Origin of the sequence: Companilactobacillus bobalius (assembly GCF_002179915.1) — a bacterium.
Taxonomy (GTDB): domain Bacteria; phylum Bacillota; class Bacilli; order Lactobacillales; family Lactobacillaceae; genus Companilactobacillus; species Companilactobacillus bobalius.
Map to the genome: position 1 here is coordinate 44,194 of NZ_MYFM01000009.1, position 21,728 is coordinate 65,921.

Below are 21,728 nucleotides of genomic sequence, written 5' to 3' on the forward strand. Positions count from 1 at the left end.
GCTAATTAACATCAAATTAAACTATTATCTACCAAAGCAATTCAGTGTTTTTAACATCGTTAATTGTCTTTGTACCAGCCAATTGCATAGTAATGGATAATTCCATGTTCAAGTGTTCAATTACATCTGTTACACCTTGAGCACCACCGAGGTTCAATCCATAAATGATTGGACGACCAATAGCAACTAAATCAGCACCACTAGCCAAGGCTTTGAAGACATGTTCACCACGACGAACACCACTATCAAAGATAACTGGTACACGTTGATCAACTGCATCAGCAATGTCTGGTAAAACTTCAAATGAAGCTGGACCACCATCTAGTTGACGGCCACCATGGTTAGATACCCAAACACCATCGGCACCAAACTCAATAGCTAATTCAGCGTCGTCAGGTGATTGAATACCTTTAACGATAACTGGTAGACCAGACATATCCTTAATCTTTTGAATGTCTGTAGGTACGATTCCTTGTTTAGCTGAAGCATAAATTTCAGAGATTCCCTTACCTTCACCGTCACCAGCTGAATATCCAGCTAAGTTAGGCATTGGAAGTGGGAATTGGAACTTATTAGCAACATCAGCTTCACGATAACCACCTAAAGTAGAATCAACAGTTAAGACAATAGCTTTAGCACCAGCAGCAACAGCCTTTTTAATTAGGAATTCGTTAAAATTATCATCCTTACTCATATATAATTGGAAAAATTGTGGAGCATCAGGAGCAGCGGCTGCAGCATCTTCAATTGAAGTACTTGCATAAGTACTGATTGAGAAGATAGAACCGGCAGCAGCTACACCTTTAGCTGTGTCAGTTTCACCTTTAGCATGTGCTAATCCTTGAGCAGCTGAAGGTGCTTGAATAATAGGAGTCTTCAAATCAATATCCCATAATTTAGTACTTAGATCTGCATGATCGATACCTTGAAGTACACGTGGTTCAATCTTTCTCTTATTAAAGGATTCAGTATTTTGTTTCTTAGTCCATTCATCCTCAGAACCACCACTGATATAACCAAAGGCGCCCTTTTCATTACTCATATGATCCTTCACACGAGCCTCTAGACCAGCAATATTTAGAATATCTACATGATTTTCAGCAGTACTTGCTTCATACTTCTTTTTCATTAAAAATCCCATCCTTTTTACTTGTATTTGTTCAACAGGATCAGTTTAACCTACATTTGTAAATTTTGCTGATATTTGTTCCGAAAATATCAATTTTTCTTTTAATATTGATGAAATAATTTATTTTATATTAGTGTTAAATGCCGTCTTCCACAACAAGCCCGATTGGTCTGGAACGCTGTGGACACTGATTTGAGCCAATTGAAGATCACAATTGTCTCAAATACAGGTCTTCTACTAAGTGATAAATCACTAAGTAGAATCTCACGGCTGAGACCAATCGGACTTGTTGTTCCAGACTAAATCTCTATTTTTCAATTATCGTGGAATCTAAATAATAAATAAGAACAGTCTCTATTAAGAGATTCAAATTCATTTTGAATTCCTAATGGAGACTGTTCTTTTAATTTAAAATTTCTATTTGATTGTAATCTCAAGTTTACCTATGTCCTAAAACATTACTTAATCGTAGATAAGCCACAAAATGGAAACCAATTCCTGCTAACAGGAAAAACGCTCCTAATGGAACAAAGAATAATGAGCTAATGATAGCCAAGATATAAAGACTAACACTGACTAAAGGATCATATTTATTCTTAGCAAAAGCACTATTTTCCATCCGATTCGATTTTAGTTCGTGATGTTTTCCGATATACGAGTACAAAACGTAAAACATAAACGAAATAATAAGCGCTACTAAGTCATATGTAATGAATGCTACTCTGATATCATTTAAATTTCCACGGCTCAAGGTGTCCGCCACTAATGCCATTGGATAATTAATCAATGTAATTGTGAATAACATCAAGAGATTGATCAAATTCAAATTGCGATTGATGGCTTTGAGTGCATTGAAGTAATCATGATGAAATAACCACAACGTACCCACGTAAAAATATGAAACTATATAGGCTATCAAAATTGGCCATTGATGAAACATGGCGGTTAACAGATGCCCAGATTTAAAACTTGGAACCGTGAATTCCAAAACCAAAATAGTAATCAAAATGGCAAAAACACCATCGCTAAATGCTAATAATCTATCTTTTGTCACTAAAAATTCTCCCTCACTCTATAGCTTCATCGTCTGAACTAAGAATCTTATTAAAGACAATTGGACAGACTAAACAAGTAATAATGGCCGCCAACGTGATTGCTCCTGACTGAGCAGTAGTAATCAATTTCAAATTGCGTCCAACTTGTAGAATGGGCAAAACTAAAGTAATCGTTGTGGACGTAACAATTGCAGCGGCACTGGCATATCGTCTGCCAAATCGTTTACGAAAGACAAAGTAAACAATTGCCTTTGACACGATGAAAGCTACCAAAAATACTGGAATCAACAATAGAGCCTGTTTGTTAGTAAACAAAGTTCTCAAGTTTAGATTTACTCCTGTAGTAATGAAGAAAACTGGTATAAAAAATCCATAACCCATTGAGCTCAATTTTTCTTCAGTGTCAGGCTTTGGCTTCAACAATTTCATCACAGCACCTGCCAAGAAGGAACCCAAAATACTTTCAGCACCAATTTGTTCAGCAAAAGTAACCAAAGTGAAAATCAAGAAGAAAGCTAAACGGATATCTAATTGTGTCGTTGATTTATCGATTTTATCAAAGAAGACATAGATTCGATTGAAACGATGCAACAGAACAATTGCAATAATAAAAATAACCGGCAAGCCTAATACGGAAATGTAATGCTGTTGCTTAACAGCTGAATAAATTGTCAAAGCCACCAAAGGAATAAATTCCCCGAACGCTGATGTTAACAAAATCGTTTGCCCATAATTAGTATTCAGCAATCCAGCCTCTTTTAAGAGTGAAATGATAACACCTAGAGCAATCGTACTGAATAAAATGACTGCCAAAATAAATTCACTGAAAATTCCAGTAACGTACAAAATGCCACTTAAAATCATCGACATAATAAATATCGATATGAAACCAGCAAATGAATTACCCAAAGGCGAATAAACCGATTTATCCTTCTTAGGCTCCAATAGAGAAAAATCAATCTCCATCCCACCTAAAAAGATCAGCATGATCACACCCAAATTAGCAATGTATTGAACACTGACATCTGGATGAACAATATTGAGACCAGTCTTACCAATGATGATCCCCATAATAATTTCTGAAATAGCCGTAGGCATCCGTTGCAAATGAAACCTAGCCGTAATAAGAGGCGTAATCAAAGCAGCGAATAATACGATCAATAAAGCAAATTTTCCCATAACAAAACCTCAAAGAGCGAAGCAGGCCCGCTTAGATTCTGATCATTTGCAGGACTTTGCGAATTGGCTGCGTAGCAGACAGTTCGTGAAGTCAGGCAAAGCACAGGAATCTGGCCTGCGTAGCTCGTTTCCACTATAAAGTATAGAACCATAGTTATTCTAAAACAAAACACAAAATTATCCCAAAATAAAAAATCAATTAACAACAAAAACAATAATTATCTATCAATAAAAAGTCAAAAAAACCAACTTGAAACAGAGCATAGTTTTTCCCATCTAAAAAAGTCCAGCATAGCAACCACAAAAAATGATAACTACACTAGACTTATTTTTTGTTAATTGATTAATTACTCTACTTCAGTATTCAATTTTTCAGGTTCACCAATAACAAAATGATCAACAATAGCGATAACTAAGAATGCTAAGGCTACTAGACAGACACCGATCCAACCGATACGACTCCAAGCCCAAGTTGCGGCTAAAGTTCCGATGGAGCCGCCTAAAAAGTAACTAAACATAAAGATTGAATTATTACGACTACTCTGTTGATGATTCAATGACTGTACAATTGCTTGATTAGAAACTTGACTGAATTGTGTTCCCAAATCAAGCAATACGATACCAACTATTAGACCAATCATCCAGAATCCCACTAGCCAGAAAACTACAAATCCTAAACCAGACAAAATCATACTTAGACCGATTGTTAATTTGGGAGATTTCTGATCAACTAAGTTGCCGACCCATGGTGCTACCAAGATACCAGCAATACCTAGTAACCCTAATAGTCCAGCAATACTACTGCCTAAATGATATTGAGCTGCTAAATAGAATGCCAATGTAGACCATAAAACGTTAGACATCCCAAACATACAAAAACCATTTATAGCTGAACCACGTAATTCCTTTTGTTCAATGAAAAGTTTAGGCAAAGTCTTGATTACAGCAAAGTACTTCAAATCACGATGTCCTCGTTTATCATGAGGCATGAAAAGATGCACTATCAACAAGAAAACCAAATCCACTCCGGCCGCAATTAAATATATGTACTGCCAAGGCATGATACTACCAAGCAAACCACTAAATGAACGTGACAATAGAATACCTGTTAACAAGCCGCTCAACACGATACCCAGAACCTTACCACGTTGCAATACTGGAGCTAAATATCCAGCATATGGAATAATAATCTGTGGTGCCACAGAAGTTATCCCTATCAAGGCTGTTGCCACTGCAAATATCCCAGCATTCGGTGCCCAAAACGCTAATAATAACGAAATAATCGATAAAATCATCATGAATTGAATCAAATGATAACGATCAAAAATATCCCCTAAAGGAACAATCAGTAACAATCCAAAAGCATAACCCAATTGAGTGATCATGGCTAACATCCCCACAACCGATTTAGAAATATTGAAATCAGTCGCAATCAAGTTTTCAATTGGTTGAATAAAATTCAAATTGGCAACAATAACTCCAGTCACCACCGCCATCAATAAAATGGTCTTTTTTGACAAAGTCTCTGTCTCTTCCAAACTAATATCTCCCTATTCTGCAAATTTCTTCAGTGACGAATCAACCCATTGTAAAGCAGCCTTCATCTGTACTTGTTTTAATGAAATCACCCATTGAGCATTCTTTAAATCAGGAGCTGAGATAGGTGTCTCTTTCATATCAACTATCTGTTGAGATAACGATTTCTGATTTTCTAACAAATAATTTTTATATTCATTTAAAATTTCTCGACGCAATTCAGGTTCTATTTGATGAAAATTACGAAATTTAACACTGTAAGTGAATTCCAAATTAGGATTCAAAGGTACCTTTTGTATCATTAATTCCTTAAAACGAATCCGACCGCGATCAGTAATCGTCGCCACTTTTTTCGATCGTTTCCCCACATCGACTTGGTCATTCAAAGTAATATAGCCAGCTTCATTCAAACGTTTAAACAATGGATAAATCATTCCAAAACTGATTTTTCGTTGCCGACCCACAATTTGTTGTAAAATCTGCCGCATCAAATAACCACTCATCGACTCATCCATAAGTTGTCCTAAAACAAACAAGTCATACATTATCTCACTCCCCTTCAATATATCAGTCTGATATATAATCAACTTTTCTAATATATATCAGCTCAATATTGTTGTCAAATTGCAATTTAAGCTTGACCTCAAGTCGACTTTAAGTAATAAGGTTAATTTATCAACTAATTTACTAAGGAGAATAGACATGACTAAACCCTATATTATCTGTCATATGATGACATCAGTTGACGGTCGCATTGATTGCGATATGACCGTCCAACTTCAAGGAACACAGGAATACTACTCAACTCTCAAAGATATCGAAGCTCCCACTACTCTAAGCGGTCGTGTTACTGCTCAATTAGAATTGGCACAAACTGGCGAATTCGAATCAAAAACTAACGAAGCTCTTAATAAAGAAACCTTCAATAAAAACAATGACGCCGCCGGATACGAAGTAATTGTCGATACCAAAGGAGTTTTGCTCTGGGACGAAGATTATAACTACAGTAAGCCACACATCATTATTACTAGCGAACAAGTAAAAAAAGATTATTTAAATTACCTAGATTCTAAACAAATTTCTTGGATTGCAACCGGAAAAACTCAAATTGATTTAGCTAGAGCCGTAGAAATCTTGGCAGAACAATTTAATGTCGAAAGAATGGCAATTGTTGGTGGTGGACATATTGATGGATCATTTTTAGATGCCGGTCTGATTGATGAAATCAGTCTACTAATTGGACCTGGAGTTGATGGACGCCAAGGCATGCCTGCTGTTTTCGATGGTCGTCCCCAAGACCGTAAACCAATGCCATTGAAATTACAGAGTGCCCAAACGTATGAAGACGGTGCTGTTTGGTTACGATATTTAGTTAAAAAATAACGTTGAAAACAAAAAAGAAACGAATAAATAATCGTTTCTTTTTTGTTTTACCTAAAGTTTTAATACATCGGTAATTCAATCGTAATACCACTTTCATCAATAAAAAAATCAAATTTGTTATAGTTCAATTAATCCACTTAATTCCTTTATTGATAGCTTAATTTTTTTCGGCTTTTTGCGTTGCATATCTTTATCTACGTACAACAATCTATTGCTCTCTATCTTAAAATGAATTGTTTTTATTTGATTGGGTTCTAAAGAAACCTTCTTATAGTCCATTAATTGCTTTTGACGTGGGAGTACATCGGTTCCAAAGAAGCTTGAAAATAATAATATTGTTTCCTTACCATCCTGATTAGAGATATTTTTTACATCCACGGATACACGAGCAATATTATCTTTATAATTTACTTTTAAATTTTTATAATCAAAAAATGCATAACTAAGTCCATAACCAAATCTCAAAAGAGGGGATCCGGTTTCATCAAAATAATTCTCATTTTTTAAAACTCGTCTCTGATAATAGTAGACAGGTAATTGTTCTGCATTTCTAGGATAACTGATTGGCAATTTACCATTTGGATTCATTTTTCCAAATAAAATATTCGACACTGCTTTAGGACCTTGCTGTCCAGGATACCACGCTAATAATACGGCATCCGCTAATTGTATTATCTCAGTAATATCATAAGGACGCCCCTGAATCATAACTACAATGATCTGTTTCCCAGTCTTCTTTAATGCTTTTAATAAATCAATTTGATTACCTCCGAGACTAAGACTTGCAACATCTACATTTTCTCCAGTATCTGTGTTTCTCAAAATACTTTCGTCGCTCATAGCACCATTATTTAAAAAACTCATATCAAAGTTTCTCATCGATGAACCACCCATCGTTAGTACCACGGCATCAGCGTTACTGGAAATATTCACTGCATCATTAATCAATTTTTTATCTTGAGTAACTTCTCTAATATTACTTCCTTTAGCATATGTAATATCTGAGGTATATTCACTCAAGGAATCGATGAATGAAGTGTATTGACTATTTAATTGAGGTGCAGTGTAGTCACCTAACCAATGATAAATATTTTTTACATGTGGACCAATTACAGCAAGCTTGGTTCCCTTTTTAAGTGGCAGTACGCTGGAATTTTTATCTGATGGTACTCCATTTTTAACTAAAGTTATACTTTCAGATGAAAGTTCTAAATTTAAATCATTACTTTCATTTATTACTTCTTCTATATTTGTATCATCCTCATCAACGTACGGATCATCAAAAAGTCCCAACAGAAATTTTATTGAAAGCACACGTTTTACTGAATTATTTAAATCTAGTAATAATTGAGGATATTTTTCTATTGCATCCCCGATGTGCGTATATACGTCGTCCCAAAGGCTCAAATCAACTCCAGCATTTAATGCGGCAAATACTGACTCACTATAATTGCCATAAAGATCCACTAATCGGTCCAAAGCAGTACCGTCAGCCATGACAATTCCCTGAAAGCCATTTTTCTTACGTAATAAATTATCTAACAAATTACGATTTGCATGACAAGGTACCCCATCAATATCATTATATGCGGCCATCACTCCGACAGCTTTCTTGAGACTAGAAATAAGTGGACCATACACTTCCAAGAATTCCCTTTGTCCCATTGGAACTGTACCGGAATTATGCCCACCTAATGCTTCACCTTGACCAATAAGATGTTTAATTACAACCCCAACATGTTTACGAGCATTTTTTGATACCTTCTCATCTAAAAAATTGGTATCACTAATGAGATCACCTTGAAAGCCATCAATTATTGCCTTCGTGTAGGATCCCGTTAAGTATGGACTCTCACCAAAAGTCTCTTCCGACCTCCCCCATCTAGGATCCTTCAATAAATCCAGAGAACTTACAAGTGCCAAATTTCCACCTTTAAGTTGAAGCTCTTCAGCCTGTAATTCAGCCGACCTCTGTAGAAGCTCTGGATCGAATGTATTTCCTTTACCAATATTGGTTGGATATGTTACGGAATCCAATGCCTGATGTCCATGAGGCATTTCTTCGACAATTAAAGTTGGTATTCCTAAACGAGATTTACTAATGACATATGACTGAATCATATTTGCTAACTGTGCGCTTTCATTAGCACGAATACCATTATCATAATTCTTTTTAGACCATGGATCAGCTCTAAACAATCCATAAAGAGCACCTAATCCTTGTCCCCAATTGACATGATTTTTGAATTTATTAGTTAAATTAATACCTGATGAATCCTTATAATATGATTGCCATCCATAAAGATGTTGATTAACTTGTCCAATTTTTTCCTGTAATGTCATTCTAGAAATCAAATCATTGACCCGTTCTCTAATAGTTAGATCTTTATTCTGATAAGGAAACAAGAGCGCTACCTCCCTACATTTTCATTAATGAAATCTAATGCTAACTGACAATATGTCATATTCGACCAAGAAAACCACTCTCTTGTATACTTGCTTTGATCATTCATATCAACACTTTCATGGCATTGGGACGTTTTATTATTTGTTTCCGAAATAACATCAAGTTGATGAACCTTTTTATCTAAATTATCTGAAGTCAAACCTTCTATAGCGATACTAATCGGCCAAACATAATTAACTGGTGTATGGTTACTTCCAATTCCTTGCAACACTGTTCCCGAATAATAATAAGGATTTTTCGAGCTTAGAACGAATTCACGCGTATTTTCATATAGCGGGGCATCTTTTGAACAATACTTAATAAACGGAAGCGACAAAAGGCTCGGTACATTCGCATCATCCATTAACTTATAGTTCCCCATTCCATCGACCTCATAAGCATATCCAGTCGTATCATCTGATAATTGTACAATTGCATAACGATTTATTCCTGATTTAATTTCATTCAATAAAGTTAATACTTCATTCTTTAAAGTTGCAAATCTTTCGGGAACCTTATCCAATAATGGCGTTAAAACAGAAACAACAAACATATTAGAAGGAATATGATAACCATAAACACATGCATTGTCACTTGGTCTAAATCCATCCCAAATCATACCTGTGTACTTGACTGGTGTTCCTTTTCCATCATTTGATAAAGTATCATTCGAAGGACAATCCTTGCGTTTGAAATAGTATGGTGAAGTATTATGATGCTGCTCAGTTTTGAATACATCTATAATTATTGAAAGATTATTCCAAAATTCTTCATCAAAAATATCAGTATTTCCTGTTTTTTCATATAAATTATTTGCTAAAAATAATGGTGCACATAACGAATCAATTTCAAATTTTCTTTCCCAAACGTGATCTGAAACAGGAATATTCGAATCATCATCACTCCAATGTGCTCCCGATGAAGTTTGATTAAACGCATTTGCATAAGGATCCATTTTTACAAAACGTAATTCTCTCTTTAATACTCCTGTTAATAAATCATATAAATCTGGTATTTCATTGATTAATGATACATATGGAAGAACTTGAAATGTAGCATCCCTTAACCACATAGCAGGAATATCTCCCGTTTTTACAAAATATGATCCATCGTCTTCATACTTCGTTGCTTTGGTTAAAACATCGGTTAATAGATCTCTAAACAATCTTGTGTTTCTAGTATTGTTTAATTCATGATTAGATGAATATTGATTAAGACTAACAATTACTGATTCAAGCACATTACCTTTTACTTTTTCCCTCATAATTATTCTCCATAACTAACTAAAACACCCTATATGAATAGAGTGTTTTAGTTTTTTTATTCAATTGGATATATTCCAAAAGTTCTTATTTCACCTGGACCAAATGATGATAATTCATATTCTTTGACGTTATCAACGCCATTTTCAATCACTTGATTATTGAGGTCTAAAATTTTGATGTTGCAATTGTCATACAATGAGATACTACCGGGATTTTTAAGCGTGTTTTTAAATGGATTATATAATCTTACAACTAGGCCTGTCCCATCTGTTGTTGATGTAAATGAACTTTCTACCAAATTATCAGCTTTTACATTAACCAATGATTTATGATTTAACGTTTCAATATTCTTATTAATTCTGAAATATTGAACACGCATCGTAAACTTGTCTATATCCTGATTTTGGTAGAACAAATCATCAACACTTAATAAGTTATGTTCTCTTTGTAGTTTGGAAGGATCAAATTTCTTATCAACAATGATTCCGCCTCTGAATGTCATATCTCCTTGAAGTTGACTATCAGGTGTCGGAACATATTTAGTTTGCAGACCAGATGCATCACTCGGTCTCCTTAACAGATCAGGTCTACCTAAGAATCCGACTCCTCTAAATAATGTCACAGCAAGGCTACTGAACGAATCACCAATAACTTGAAAATCCTTTTCTCCCAATCCAATAAATGAAACACTCGATTCAGAATTATGTATGTTAGTAAAATGAAGAAATGGTCTAATTGAGGTTGGCTCTTCATGATAGCCAATATCCTTCCAATCTTTCAAATGTGGATCAATCACCGGACGCTCAATTGTTCCAAATGGTGTATCTGAATAGCTATTCTTAGCATTTATATCAGTATTAATCACCATTCTTAATCGATGATCTAAAACATTATTGGCTAGATTTAATGCCACACCAATTACTGGGTTATTTTTCTCCAAAGTAAGTTGTAAATTATATTTTAACTTCTTACTCTTTTGTTTCTTACTTCTTTCTTCTAAATCCGCTGGTAATGACCAATCTCCCTTAATGGAAAGTGAACTGTAGAGCTCACCTTTAATTCCCTTAGTCTCAGAATCATTGAAATTCAATGACAGAATCCAATCCTTATATGCAGGTGAATAATCGTACGTGTCTCCTTCATCTCCACCATCTTCAACAGTAAGAAAATCATGATAAATTTTTCCGCTATTCTTATCAGTCAATGTAAGACCAGAATGATTCATTGAAATTAGATAATATTCGTTTTCAATTACATCAGAATTTTTAGGTACAATATTTTTATCAACAACATTCTCTTTTATTAAGATTCCAGTCCAATCAGTAGGCTGAATGGTTAGCACTACAGCAATTGTTGTCTTGTAATAATAATCTGGTACCATTTCTTTTTCATTATGACGCAATACTGCTCTATTAATCTTATCTTGCTTAATAACTTGATATTCTACTTTGTCCCCTTTTTCGTTAACAAGTTTGAAATCAGGATTTTGGGTAATAACATATGTTCTATGAACTTTTGTAATAGGCGAAACGGTAGGATTCCAGAAGAACAAATCCATCTTATCGGTAACATTGCTACTCAATTTGCGAAGAAGATAGCCTTTCAATGACAATCCTAGTTGTAAGGCGACTTCTCCTCTATGATAAATGTCACGATTAGTTTCATCACTATTGCATCCCCCCGCGGAATCGTGAGCCTGACCTCTAAAAATGGTCTTCCAAATTTGAGAAATTATTCCTGGCTTTGTTTCAATACCATGATATTGTGCCATAGCCATTAATGGTTCTACCTCATACGTCATTAACCTTTCTAATCTGTCATACAACATCTTAAGATCGGCTCTGGAAGAATAAATTCCTCTATGTATTTTAGAGGTACTAGGATCTACAAACTCACCAGAATAAGTAGGTAACTCCTTTTCCTTAGAAAGTTCTTTAAAGTATTCGGGGTATGTTCCTTCTACCAATTTAAATTCATTTTGTGAATCGTTGGCTTCCTTTATTCTTTGCTTTAAATTAAAATCAACAGGTCTTTGATCGCCACCTACAGGAAGTACTAAATTATTGACGTTAGTATCTGTACTAATCTTATGTAACAAGTCAGAATAGTTTGGAGATTCCATTAAATCAACGCCAACAGGATATCCATTTCTTAGATTGGCAACTAGAACCTTTGAATTATCATCACTTGTCCAATAGAAGTATCTAACCGATTTTTCTTTAGGCATTCCTCTCCAGAAAACAGCATTCTTAATGCCAAACCCATTATAAATTTTTGGTATATCATGATTTTGACCAAATGAATCGGGCAAATATCCAATAGGAACACTTCTACCCAGTTCAGATGAAAGTTTAATTCCTTGCTGTAAATTACGGACCATCGATTCTCCAGACGTAACCATTTCATCGACTTGAGTGTACCAAGGACCTACAAATAGACGACCGGCTTTTATAAACTTTCTTAATTCTGGAGCATTCTCTGGTACACTTTCCAAATAGTCATCGATAATAGACATCTGTCCATCTAATAGATAGTAATCAATAACATTATTTTTCAAGGCTCGAAGTACTTCATCCATGTGATATATGAATTGGATTCGAGCATCTTGTCTGGTGAAATACCATTCGAAGTCCCAATGAGTATGAGCAATAACGAATACTTTTTTCATTGTTGAGTCTTCTTTCTTAGTATTATTTAAGCTGTTTCAGGACCATCACTTGGTTCTTCCTCAGTTTCATTTTTGAAAACCGTTTTATCTTCATCATTTTCTTGTTCGTTTTGTTTTGCAATAGCGGCACGCTCACTACGTTGATTCAAAATTACGAATGGAGCGTATAAGAACGTATCCAAAATAACTAATACAAGTGTTAATACAACCGGACTTGTGTGGAACGCACCGGTTAGCCAAGTACTAAAGAATATCGGTTCACTACCGGAATTCAAAACAACCAGCGGTACAACCCATCCAATCTTAGTAACGACATAACCAATAACAGCATTGATAAGTGGTACAAAAATCCATGGTAAGAACATAATAGGATTTAAAACAATTGGTAAACCAAAAATGATAGGTTCATTAATTCCAAAACATCCAGGGATGAATCCCAATTTTGCAACTTCACGTTCCTTTTCACCTTTGTGAGTAAAGATAAGCATAGCAATCAACAAACCAAATGTAGCACCAGAACCACCAATCATGGCATAAACATTTGTCATTGTATTAGGAGCGATTCCAATACCTGCGAAGCTCTGAGTTCTTGCATATTGTGCACAATTTTGTAGATAAATTGGTAACCAGAATGCTGAAACAACACCCCAAACGATGTTAAATCCATGTAATCCTAGGAACCATAAAATTTGTTCCATCAAAATTACTACGATAATTGCGGGTAAACCAGTACCAACAGATAATAAAGGTTTAACTAAAACAACCGTAATAATCTCAATGATTGAAGTGTAACCTAAACTTTGAATGATAATACGGATGATACCAAAAATCATTAATGCACCGGTGATAGGTACAAGAGATGCGAATGAATCAAAGATATTCTGTGGTACGCTATCAGGCATTTTGATCTTGAACTTAGTTTTACCAAAACGAGCGTAAATCCAAACTGCAATCATACCAACGACCAGGGCTGTAAACATTCCTTGGTAATCAAAGAAATTAGTAGAGAATCCTTGAATAACTTTTGCCTTAGGATCCGCAAAGTTAACATTATTTGGAACCATTACGAAGTATGCAGCCAAAGCTAAAATAACGGCAAGAAATACATTAACTTCTTTATACTTTTTCTTTAGCTCTCTCGCATAGGAATATGAAGAACATAAAACAACAATAATTCCGATAATACCTAATGTTGCTGCATTTAAGTAACCAAATAAATTGCTTATATTGGTTAAAATTTCACTATGAATATGTTGATTTTTAATTAATTGATCAAGTTGCATTTTAATAACATTTGAAAAAGAACCGACAATTGTGAACGGAATAGTCATGATGAAGGCATTCTTGATAGCTTGAAGAATGCTATTACCTTGAACCCATACTGAAGCTTTTAATATAGGCTCTTGAACTTTTTTAACATCAAACTTCATTATATATTCAACCCCTTGATTTATTTGGAAGCGCTTTCTACAACACCAATTATATCTTGATTTATTTTTATGTAAAGACTTTTTAATAAATTTGTATAGATGAATTTTAACTATGTTTCGATAATTTGTATACAAATTATCAGTGAGTGATATAATTGACTATAATAAAGGCAATTGAGGTGAAGAAATTTGTATAGATATAAAGAAGTTTATTCTGATATAAAAAGAGATATTTTACGAAATCATTATCGTGCGGGAACATTAATGCCTACTCAAGACGAACTTGCAAAAAAGTACAATATTAGTCGTATAACGTTGAGAAAATCATTAGACCTACTAATAGACGAAGGCCTAATACACACTCAGCAAGGCAGTGGTACATATGTACGTCCGCAATTAGATGAAAATTCACCTGAATTACTTCCTTTAGACCTTCCTATTGGAGCAACCTACTCTCATCGAGATCAAAAGATAACGAGCAAAATATTATTTTTTGGTGCAAGATTGCCCAATGAAGTTGAACAAAAAAATCTAAAGATAAAAGCTAACGAACCTGTTTATGAAATTAAACGTGTTCGTCTACGTGATGATAAAATCTACAGTTATGAACACACAATTATGCCCACAAGAATCGCTCCACTAGACGAATCCATTTTAAAGGGAACTATTTATGGTTACCTCGGTGGCAAGATGAAAATCTTCATGACAGATGCCAGAAGAGTTGTTTATGCCGAATCCGCAAGTAAGGAAAGCGCTCAAGCTTTAAATGTTGACGAAGGTGCTTCTCTACTGGTTATTGAACAAATTGCATATGATCAGAAAGGTGAAGCTTTTGAATATTCCAAATCTAGATTTGATGAAAATCACTCAAAATTTGTAATTGATGTACATAGAAACGAATTTTGGTAATCAAAATTTTTACAAAAAAAGTGCTTATATTGATCAATCATTGGGAAAGAATCTCAATACAGATCGATATGAACACTTTTTTATTTTACAGATATTTTTAAAAGTTAAAAAGAGATCAGACATAAACATATCCAATCTCATTATAATTAATTAACAATAACAACTTTACCGAAGTTATGCCCGCTTTCCAAATACTCATGAGCATCTTTAACTTGATTCAATTTATAAATTTTAGTTGGTGCAACTTCAACTTGATATTGTTTTATATAATCCAACATCTCATTGAGTTTTTGACTATTAACTTCACCTGATGATAATGATGTCAACAGAGCGCCTTCATGAATATCAACAATCGGATCAAATCCATCCATATACCACTGACCACCTAATTCACCAGTGTTACAGACGATTCCATATGGCAAAACATGATTAAATGTATCTTTCAATGTAGCAGGTCCAACCAATTCTAAGACTTTATTAAATTTTTTATCGGTTTGTAAACGCCCATTCTTATCCTCAATCACTGAATCATAACCAGCTTTCAGAAGAACGTCTTGTTTCTTAAGACTTCTAACTGAGCCAGCAATTTTCATAGTTGGGTATTTAGATTTAAGTAATCGTAAAGCTGAAATACCAACACCGCTGGCACCAGAACGAATTAAAACTGAATCATCTGACTTTATTTGAAGATGTTTCAACGAACCAAACGCGGTATAAAAAGTTTCTGGAACAGCAGCCAAATCAGACCATTTCAAATCAGTCTGAACTGGATAGATCTGTTCGTTTGGTAGTAACACATACTCAGCATATGAACCATCGAAGTCACGTCCCATTTCACCCATAATGGAAATGACTTTTTGTCCGACTTTCAATTCATCCGAAGTACTATCAGTTACGACACCAACACATTCAATACCTAAGATACGTGGAAATTTGACACTTGGTGACAATCCTTGACGCGTAAAAATTTCAGAATGATTGATACCAAAGCCTTTAACCTGAACTAGTGACCAACCTGGTTTTACTTGAGGAGTTGGGACATCCTCATAATTCAAAACTTCTGGCCCACCGGCTTTTCTAACAACAATAGCTTTCATTAACTTTCCCTCCCATTAACATTATTATATGGCTAATCGAACTAATGCTAGGGAAATAATGCCTACAACTACAATCAATAATAATTTTTTAGTTAGAACAGCTGTTAGAACCGTTGGTATTGAGGCTATTAAATTAGCGTAATCAATCTGTGGCAAATGACCAAGGTTTTGATGAAAAAGATTCTCAAACCATAGGGCAGCCATAATGGTGATTGGTACAAAACCAAGGAATTCGACTACTTTTGCAGGTAGATTAAATTTTTTCAATAAAACAAATGGTAGAACTCTGGACAGCCAAGTCGTCAAACCACAAGCAATTAATGTCCATAAAACAAATTTAGTTGATGGCATGTTTCAAAATCACTCCTAACGCACAGCCAATTAAGGTTACAACTAGAATTAACAAATCACTGGAAATAAAAATCAAGCCAAAATATACCAATGGTAACATGATAGCTACAACGATCAACTGTACCTTTAAAGAAATTGACTTGTCACTAATTAATTGTAGATACAATAAACCAATAAACATCGCTACTAAGGCAAAATCCAAGCCTAATTTTTCTGGATTACTGATGACTTTACCCAACATAGCTCCAACCATCGTCGATGCTGCCCAAACTAAATAGGCTAATAAATTAACCGTGTTGAACCACTTAAAAGATAGTTTGCCATCGGTATAATTAAGCTTGTTCATACTCAAAGCAAAACTTTCATCTGTAATCAAACTACCTATAATAATATTTTCAAATATCGAATTCTTTTTAAAAAAATTGGCCGTAGTCATGCTCATCAAGATCATTCGTGAATTGACCAAAAAAACTGACAAAACAATTGAAACAATTGGTGTGCCAATTGCCAGTAAACTAACCAAAATAAATTGTGCTGACCCTGCGTATACGATTACTGACATCAAGGTTGCCATTAATACACTCATCCCCGCAGATGCCGCTACAATACCAAAGGAAATGCCAATTCCAATATAACCAAAAACAGTTGGCAATGTATCCTTTATACCACTCTCGACACTTAAACTGTCATCCATAATAATCCCCCTTTTTATGTATAAGACATTATAATAATTTTAATTTACTTACATGTCAATTAGACTAAAAACTCTATGTATGTTAATAACATACATAAGAACTTTTTTATGCATTAAAATGGAATAAAAGCTTATACAAAAGAGGCATAATTATGAAATTAGGAATGTATCACGGTCGAGCTGCCGTTATCAATGACAATCAACGTTTACAACTTATCAATGGTATCGAAAATGTGCAGTCTATTTTACCCAATCTAAACAAGAAATTATTTTTAAGTCGTGAACGGACTCTACCAGAAATGAACGCTTTTTCTTTACCTATAACTAATCCTAAACAAATTTTTGCAGTTGGTTTTAACTATCGAGATCACTTAAACGAGTTACATACTAAAGAACCTCAGGTTCCTAATATCTTTACTAAATTCATCAGTTCTTTAACTGGACCCAATCCCACTGTCACAATTCCTAGTTCTAAAACAGATTGGGAAACTGAATTAGTTATCGTTATTGGTAAAGGTGGTCGCAATATTGAACAAAGTATCGCCAATGAACACATTGCCGGTTACATGGTTGGACAAGATTTATCTGACCGTCAATTACAATTTGCCAACGATAATCCACAGTTTTCTCTAGCTAAATCTTATGAGAATTTCTCACCCATTGGACCTTGGCTAACTACTCCAGATGAAATCACAAATTTAGAAGATCTAACCATAACCACTGAATTAAATGGCGTCGAAAAACAACACAGCAAATTAGGTAACTTAATTTTTGGACCGGAAAAACTGGTCAGCTACTTATCTTCTATTACCGAACTATATCCGGGAGATCTTATCTTTACTGGTACTCCTGGTGGTGTCGGTACAGGACGAAATCCTCAAGAATTTCTCAAACCGGGAGATCAGTTAATTAGTAAAATCGAACAACTAGGACAACTAACGATTAATTTAGAATAAAGTTTCAATTAACACTAAAATATTTTTTGGAAACGCTATAATTAAATTAGCAAATTAAGGGAGGATTTTTATGAAAAAAGCAATCTTTGAAAAAGTCGGCCAAATGAAGGTCGAAGATGTTGAAATACCAAAAGTTCAAGCACCAGATGACGTTATTATCAAAGTAATTCGTGCTTGTGTCTGCGGTTCAGACCTATGGTCTTATCGTGGTTTAGAGGACAAATCTGAAAATTCTGAAAACTCTGGACATGAAGCAATCGGTATTGTTCAAGATGTCGGTGCCGATATTACAACTGTCAAAGCAGGCGATTTCGTAATTGCTCCATTCACACATGGATGTGGTCACTGTCCCGCTTGCTTAGCTGGTTTTGATGGTGATTGTCAATCCCATACTGATAACTTCAGTAATGGTAATCAAGCTGAATACATCAGATTTCAACATGGACAATGGGCTTTAGTCAAGATTCCTGGAAAACCTAGTGATTACAGTGAGAGCATGCTTAAATCACTTTTGACTTTGGCCGATGTTATGGCTACTGGTTTCCATGCCGCAACTGTTGCCAACATCAAACATGGTGACACGGTAGTTGTTATGGGTGACGGTGCTGTTGGACTTTGTGGAGTTATCTCTGCTAAATTACTTGGTGCTAAGAGAATAATTTCAACTAGTCGTCATCCCGATCGCCAAGCTTTGGCTGCAAAGTTTGGAGCAACTGATAATGTCGCTGAACGTGGCGATGAAGGTGTTAAAAAGATTTTAGCCTTAACTAATGGCTTTGGTGCAGATGCCGTCCTAGAATGTGTCGGTACTGAATTATCTACTGAAACGGCTTTGAAAGTTGGACGTCCCGGTTCTGTTGTTGGTCGTGTCGGCTTACCACATACTGGAAAAATAGACATTGCTCCATCATTTGGTAAAAATATTATCATTGCCGGTGGTCCTGCATCCGTTACTACTTATGACAAGAGTCGTCTATTAAAGGCTGTTCTAGATGGTGAAATCAATCCTGGACTAGTCTTCACCAAGAGTTTCAATCTTGATCAGATCAATGACGCTTATCAAGAAATGACTGATAGAAAAGTTATCAAATCATATGTCGTCGTTAGTGATTAATTGGTAATTAAATAAAGGCATTGCATAGAATTACGTCTATGTAATGCCTTTTTGTTATGTATGAAATATAGAAACTAATCTCTAAAATTTTTTCTTTCTAAAAATTGCGTAACCTAAAACAAAAAATAACAATGAATAAAGAATATTTCCAACTAATAGTTGCGAATTACTTAAATGGCTGACAAAATGATATGAACCGTAGTTATAATACTGCTTTGTTAAGTTAATCATATTTAGTGGATTCCATTTAACCACATCAATATATTTTAAATTTGCCATCATAAGACTAGAAGACGCACTTTGTCCCAAGAAGACAATTGCTAAATTCAAAGTAATTACTATTGAATTTACATTCACAATACATGAAGTAAAAAATATTATACTAATTATCAAAGTGGATGAAACAATATCGACTAAAGTAGTTATTAATAAGTTTGATAATAATGTCTGATGATACTGATTGATCATCAACCAAGAAAGATGCACATTTAGCGGTGTAAGTTGTAATAACACAGTAAAAATAACCGCTAAAATATGCAAAATAACATTATAAATAAAAACAATCATTAACTTTGAACCATACACTTGTAGTTTGTTGTCAGATTTATACAACATTGTCAAAATAGTATTATTTTGAAATTCCAAAGTAAATATCGTAGATGATACAACAACTAATGCAAATAAAATCCATTCACCTGAATCATAACTCGCCATGATCAACAGCTTTTGTTCAGAACCATTCATTGAAATACCCATAATGATCATCAAAACAAGCACAATTAGTGGCGCAATCCAAGTTATTTTCTGATGAATTAATTTATAAACTTCCTTATTTAAATCACTTATCATTTTCCACTACTCCCTTCAGACTCGACGCTTTTTAAAGGCCCAATAACCAATTATTAGAAAGATCATTGCGTAACTAACTGTACCCAACACCAATTCCACATTGGTCAACGAAGTATATTTAAAGTATTTGGAATCAGACAATTGATTAACAATATAAATCATATTCAACGGATTCCATCTTATTAGCTCACTCCAATTGTGAAACAAGGACATGAGAATGTTGGAAAATGTAGCACCTAGAAAACCGAGCATTAACCCTGCGACTATAACAATGGCATCAATTTTAACTAAAGAAATTAACAATAACGATAATGTAACGATAAAAATTGAATACAGGAATGTCCCAAATACATTAAATAATAGTGTCCTTAAAACATTAACGGTCAATAATTGTTGACTAAATGCGACTTCTAAAATAGTGAACATTGCTCCGCAAAAACTAAGTAATACGCTATATAGCACCAGAACAATAATTTTCGAAAAATAAATATTGAATCGATTTGAGCTCTTATAAAGCATAGTAACAATAGTATTGTCACGATATTCCATAGACATAAAGGCCGATGAGATTGTAACTAAAATTATCAGCGTCCATTGACCAGCTCCAAATAATTGGATTACATCCCTTTCATTGTGATGCCCCGTAATCAATGAATAATACATCAAAATAAATAATATTAAGACTCCCCAAAGGGGCTTCTTCTGATACCAAAACTTTTTCATTTCCTGACATAGATTATTCCTCATTATCTGAACCTTCTTTGTCAGTTAATATTTTCACTATTTTTTCCTCTAGATTTAACTTTTCAGGTTCTAATCTAGTTAAGTACAATCCATTTTGAAAAACTAAATTCTCCATTAAATTCACATTCTGAGAGTCTATTTCTAAATAATCTCCAACTCGTTGATTGCAAATATTATTGTGATTAAGTAAGTCTTCTATCAAATTTTCTTTATCTACCTGAACAAAATACTTTTTGCTACTATCTTGATTAAGCGAAGCCATTGATCTGTTTAAAATCACTTTTCCCGATCGTAAAAGCACCACTTGTGTCATAACTTTTTGCAATTCGCCCAGTATGTGACTGGAAATTAGGAACATACATCCCTGTTCAGCATACTTTCTAATAACATCACGAATCATAATAGTCGATTCAATATCTAATCCATTCATAGGTTCATCCAATATCACAAGTTCGGGATCATTTAATAATGCTATCCCTATTCCTAATTTTTGCTTCATTCCCAATGAATAGTCTTTAGATTTTTTATCAATAAAATTTTCCATCTTCAAAGTGCTAACGATTTCTTCCAAGTCATTATTGCTTTCTGAGTACAATAATAAATTTTGCCGCCCCGTTAAAAATGGATATATTGCCGGATGTTCTATTAATGCCCCTACTTTTCTTAAAGCCTGATGATTATCTTCAGTAACATTTTTCTCATCAATCGATATATCTCCTGTAAATTTAGTCAATCCCAATATAGTCTTCATGAAAGTCGTTTTTCCTGCACCATTAGGTCCAATCAGGCCGACAATTTCCCCTGGACTTATATTTAAAGAAACATCATGAATGATTTTCTTACCCTCAATGAACGTAGTTACATTCTTTATCGACAACATTTTTATTCCCCCATTCGTATCCTTGTTAACTTTAATTCTGTAC

Annotated in this window: 19 protein-coding genes; 4 read left to right on the forward strand and 15 right to left on the reverse strand. The window is 34.4% G+C overall.

The features are described from left to right. Positions 1-28: 28 nt before the first annotated feature. From LKACC16343_RS12855 to LKACC16343_RS12875, 5 genes are all read right to left on the reverse strand, one after another. A complete protein-coding gene (locus LKACC16343_RS12855) occupies positions 29-1,129 on the reverse strand; it encodes a lactate oxidase (RefSeq protein WP_056950278.1) in 1,101 nt (366 codons plus the stop codon). Between the two features lie 439 nt (positions 1,130-1,568). Then, entirely contained in the window at positions 1,569-2,183 is a 615-nt protein-coding gene (locus tag LKACC16343_RS12860) for a TMEM175 family protein (protein WP_056950280.1), read from the reverse strand. Positions 2,184-2,196: 13 nt separating this feature from the next. After that, complete coding sequence (locus LKACC16343_RS12865; RefSeq protein WP_056950283.1) at positions 2,197-3,363, reverse strand: cation:proton antiporter; 1,167 nt, start codon at positions 3,361-3,363, stop codon at positions 2,197-2,199. A gap of 347 nt (positions 3,364-3,710) precedes the next feature. Next, the gene (locus tag LKACC16343_RS12870; protein WP_056950360.1) at positions 3,711-4,859 is read right to left on the reverse strand and encodes an MFS transporter; all 1,149 of its coding nucleotides are present in this window, start codon (positions 4,857-4,859) and stop codon (positions 3,711-3,713) included. A gap of 54 nt (positions 4,860-4,913) precedes the next feature. Further along, positions 4,914-5,444 (reverse strand): PadR family transcriptional regulator, encoded by a 531-nt coding sequence (locus LKACC16343_RS12875; RefSeq protein WP_056950286.1) that lies wholly within the window; start codon positions 5,442-5,444, stop codon positions 4,914-4,916. Between the two features lie 157 nt (positions 5,445-5,601). On the opposite strand from LKACC16343_RS12875, the gene LKACC16343_RS12880 reads away from it, so the two are divergent. Next, positions 5,602-6,282 carry a dihydrofolate reductase family protein gene (locus tag LKACC16343_RS12880; RefSeq protein ID WP_056950289.1) on the forward strand — a complete coding sequence of 227 codons (681 nt, stop codon included), beginning with the start codon at positions 5,602-5,604 and terminating at the stop codon, positions 6,280-6,282. A gap of 117 nt (positions 6,283-6,399) precedes the next feature. Here the strand turns inward: LKACC16343_RS12880 and LKACC16343_RS12885 are convergent, their stop codons facing one another. The 4 genes from LKACC16343_RS12885 to LKACC16343_RS12900 are packed head-to-tail and all read right to left on the reverse strand — an operon-like array spanning position 6,400 to position 14,091. Next, on the reverse strand, positions 6,400-8,688 hold the full coding sequence (locus LKACC16343_RS12885) for a glycoside hydrolase family 3 N-terminal domain-containing protein (RefSeq protein ID WP_056950292.1): 2,289 nt from the start codon (positions 8,686-8,688) through the stop codon (positions 6,400-6,402). 5 nt (positions 8,689-8,693) lie between these two features. After that, positions 8,694-9,992 carry a glycoside hydrolase family 125 protein gene (locus LKACC16343_RS12890; RefSeq protein ID WP_056950296.1) on the reverse strand — a complete coding sequence of 433 codons (1,299 nt, stop codon included), beginning with the start codon at positions 9,990-9,992 and terminating at the stop codon, positions 8,694-8,696. A gap of 56 nt (positions 9,993-10,048) precedes the next feature. Beyond that, entirely contained in the window at positions 10,049-12,661 is a 2,613-nt protein-coding gene (locus LKACC16343_RS12895; protein WP_056950299.1) for a glycoside hydrolase family 38 N-terminal domain-containing protein, read from the reverse strand. Positions 12,662-12,687: 26 nt separating this feature from the next. Then, entirely contained in the window at positions 12,688-14,091 is a 1,404-nt protein-coding gene (locus LKACC16343_RS12900; protein WP_056950301.1) for a PTS sugar transporter subunit IIC, read from the reverse strand. Between the two features lie 189 nt (positions 14,092-14,280). Here LKACC16343_RS12900 and LKACC16343_RS12905 point away from each other — a divergent pair, with 189 nt between their 5' ends. Next, a complete protein-coding gene (locus LKACC16343_RS12905) occupies positions 14,281-15,000 on the forward strand; it encodes a GntR family transcriptional regulator (RefSeq protein WP_056950304.1) in 720 nt (239 codons plus the stop codon). A gap of 146 nt (positions 15,001-15,146) precedes the next feature. Here LKACC16343_RS12905 and LKACC16343_RS12910 read toward each other — a convergent pair whose 3' ends face one another. Genes LKACC16343_RS12910 through LKACC16343_RS12920 form a run of 3 tightly spaced genes read right to left on the reverse strand, consistent with a single transcriptional unit; the run spans position 15,147 to position 17,142 of the window. Next, positions 15,147-16,097 (reverse strand): zinc-binding dehydrogenase, encoded by a 951-nt coding sequence (locus tag LKACC16343_RS12910; RefSeq protein ID WP_056950307.1) that lies wholly within the window; start codon positions 16,095-16,097, stop codon positions 15,147-15,149. Between the two features lie 24 nt (positions 16,098-16,121). Further along, positions 16,122-16,448 carry an AzlD domain-containing protein gene (locus LKACC16343_RS12915; protein ID WP_056950310.1) on the reverse strand — a complete coding sequence of 109 codons (327 nt, stop codon included), beginning with the start codon at positions 16,446-16,448 and terminating at the stop codon, positions 16,122-16,124. Further along, on the reverse strand, positions 16,435-17,142 hold the full coding sequence (locus LKACC16343_RS12920; RefSeq protein ID WP_056950313.1) for an AzlC family ABC transporter permease: 708 nt from the start codon (positions 17,140-17,142) through the stop codon (positions 16,435-16,437). Before LKACC16343_RS12920 ends, LKACC16343_RS12915 begins: the two co-directional genes overlap by 14 nt. A 152-nt stretch (positions 17,143-17,294) precedes the next feature. On the opposite strand from LKACC16343_RS12920, the gene LKACC16343_RS12925 reads away from it, so the two are divergent. Both LKACC16343_RS12925 and LKACC16343_RS12930 read left to right on the forward strand, forming a co-directional pair. Then, positions 17,295-18,098, forward strand: a complete 804-nt coding sequence (locus tag LKACC16343_RS12925) for a fumarylacetoacetate hydrolase family protein (protein WP_056950316.1) — start codon at positions 17,295-17,297, stop codon at positions 18,096-18,098. 70 nt (positions 18,099-18,168) lie between these two features. Further along, a complete protein-coding gene (locus LKACC16343_RS12930; RefSeq protein WP_056950318.1) occupies positions 18,169-19,212 on the forward strand; it encodes a zinc-binding dehydrogenase in 1,044 nt (347 codons plus the stop codon). A gap of 81 nt (positions 19,213-19,293) precedes the next feature. On the opposite strand, the gene LKACC16343_RS12935 is transcribed toward LKACC16343_RS12930, so the two are convergent. From LKACC16343_RS12935 to LKACC16343_RS12945, 3 genes are read right to left on the reverse strand one after another with little or no spacing between them, the layout of a single operon-like run. Continuing rightward, positions 19,294-20,061 (reverse strand): ABC transporter permease, encoded by a 768-nt coding sequence (locus tag LKACC16343_RS12935; RefSeq protein WP_056950321.1) that lies wholly within the window; start codon positions 20,059-20,061, stop codon positions 19,294-19,296. 15 nt (positions 20,062-20,076) lie between these two features. Beyond that, positions 20,077-20,808: an ABC-2 family transporter permease gene (locus LKACC16343_RS12940; protein ID WP_056950324.1), complete on the reverse strand. Its 732-nt coding sequence runs from the start codon at positions 20,806-20,808 to the stop codon at positions 20,077-20,079. Then, positions 20,798-21,685 (reverse strand): ABC transporter ATP-binding protein, encoded by an 888-nt coding sequence (locus LKACC16343_RS12945; RefSeq protein WP_056950326.1) that lies wholly within the window; start codon positions 21,683-21,685, stop codon positions 20,798-20,800. Before LKACC16343_RS12945 ends, LKACC16343_RS12940 begins: the two co-directional genes overlap by 11 nt. Positions 21,686-21,728: the final 43 nt, after the last annotated feature.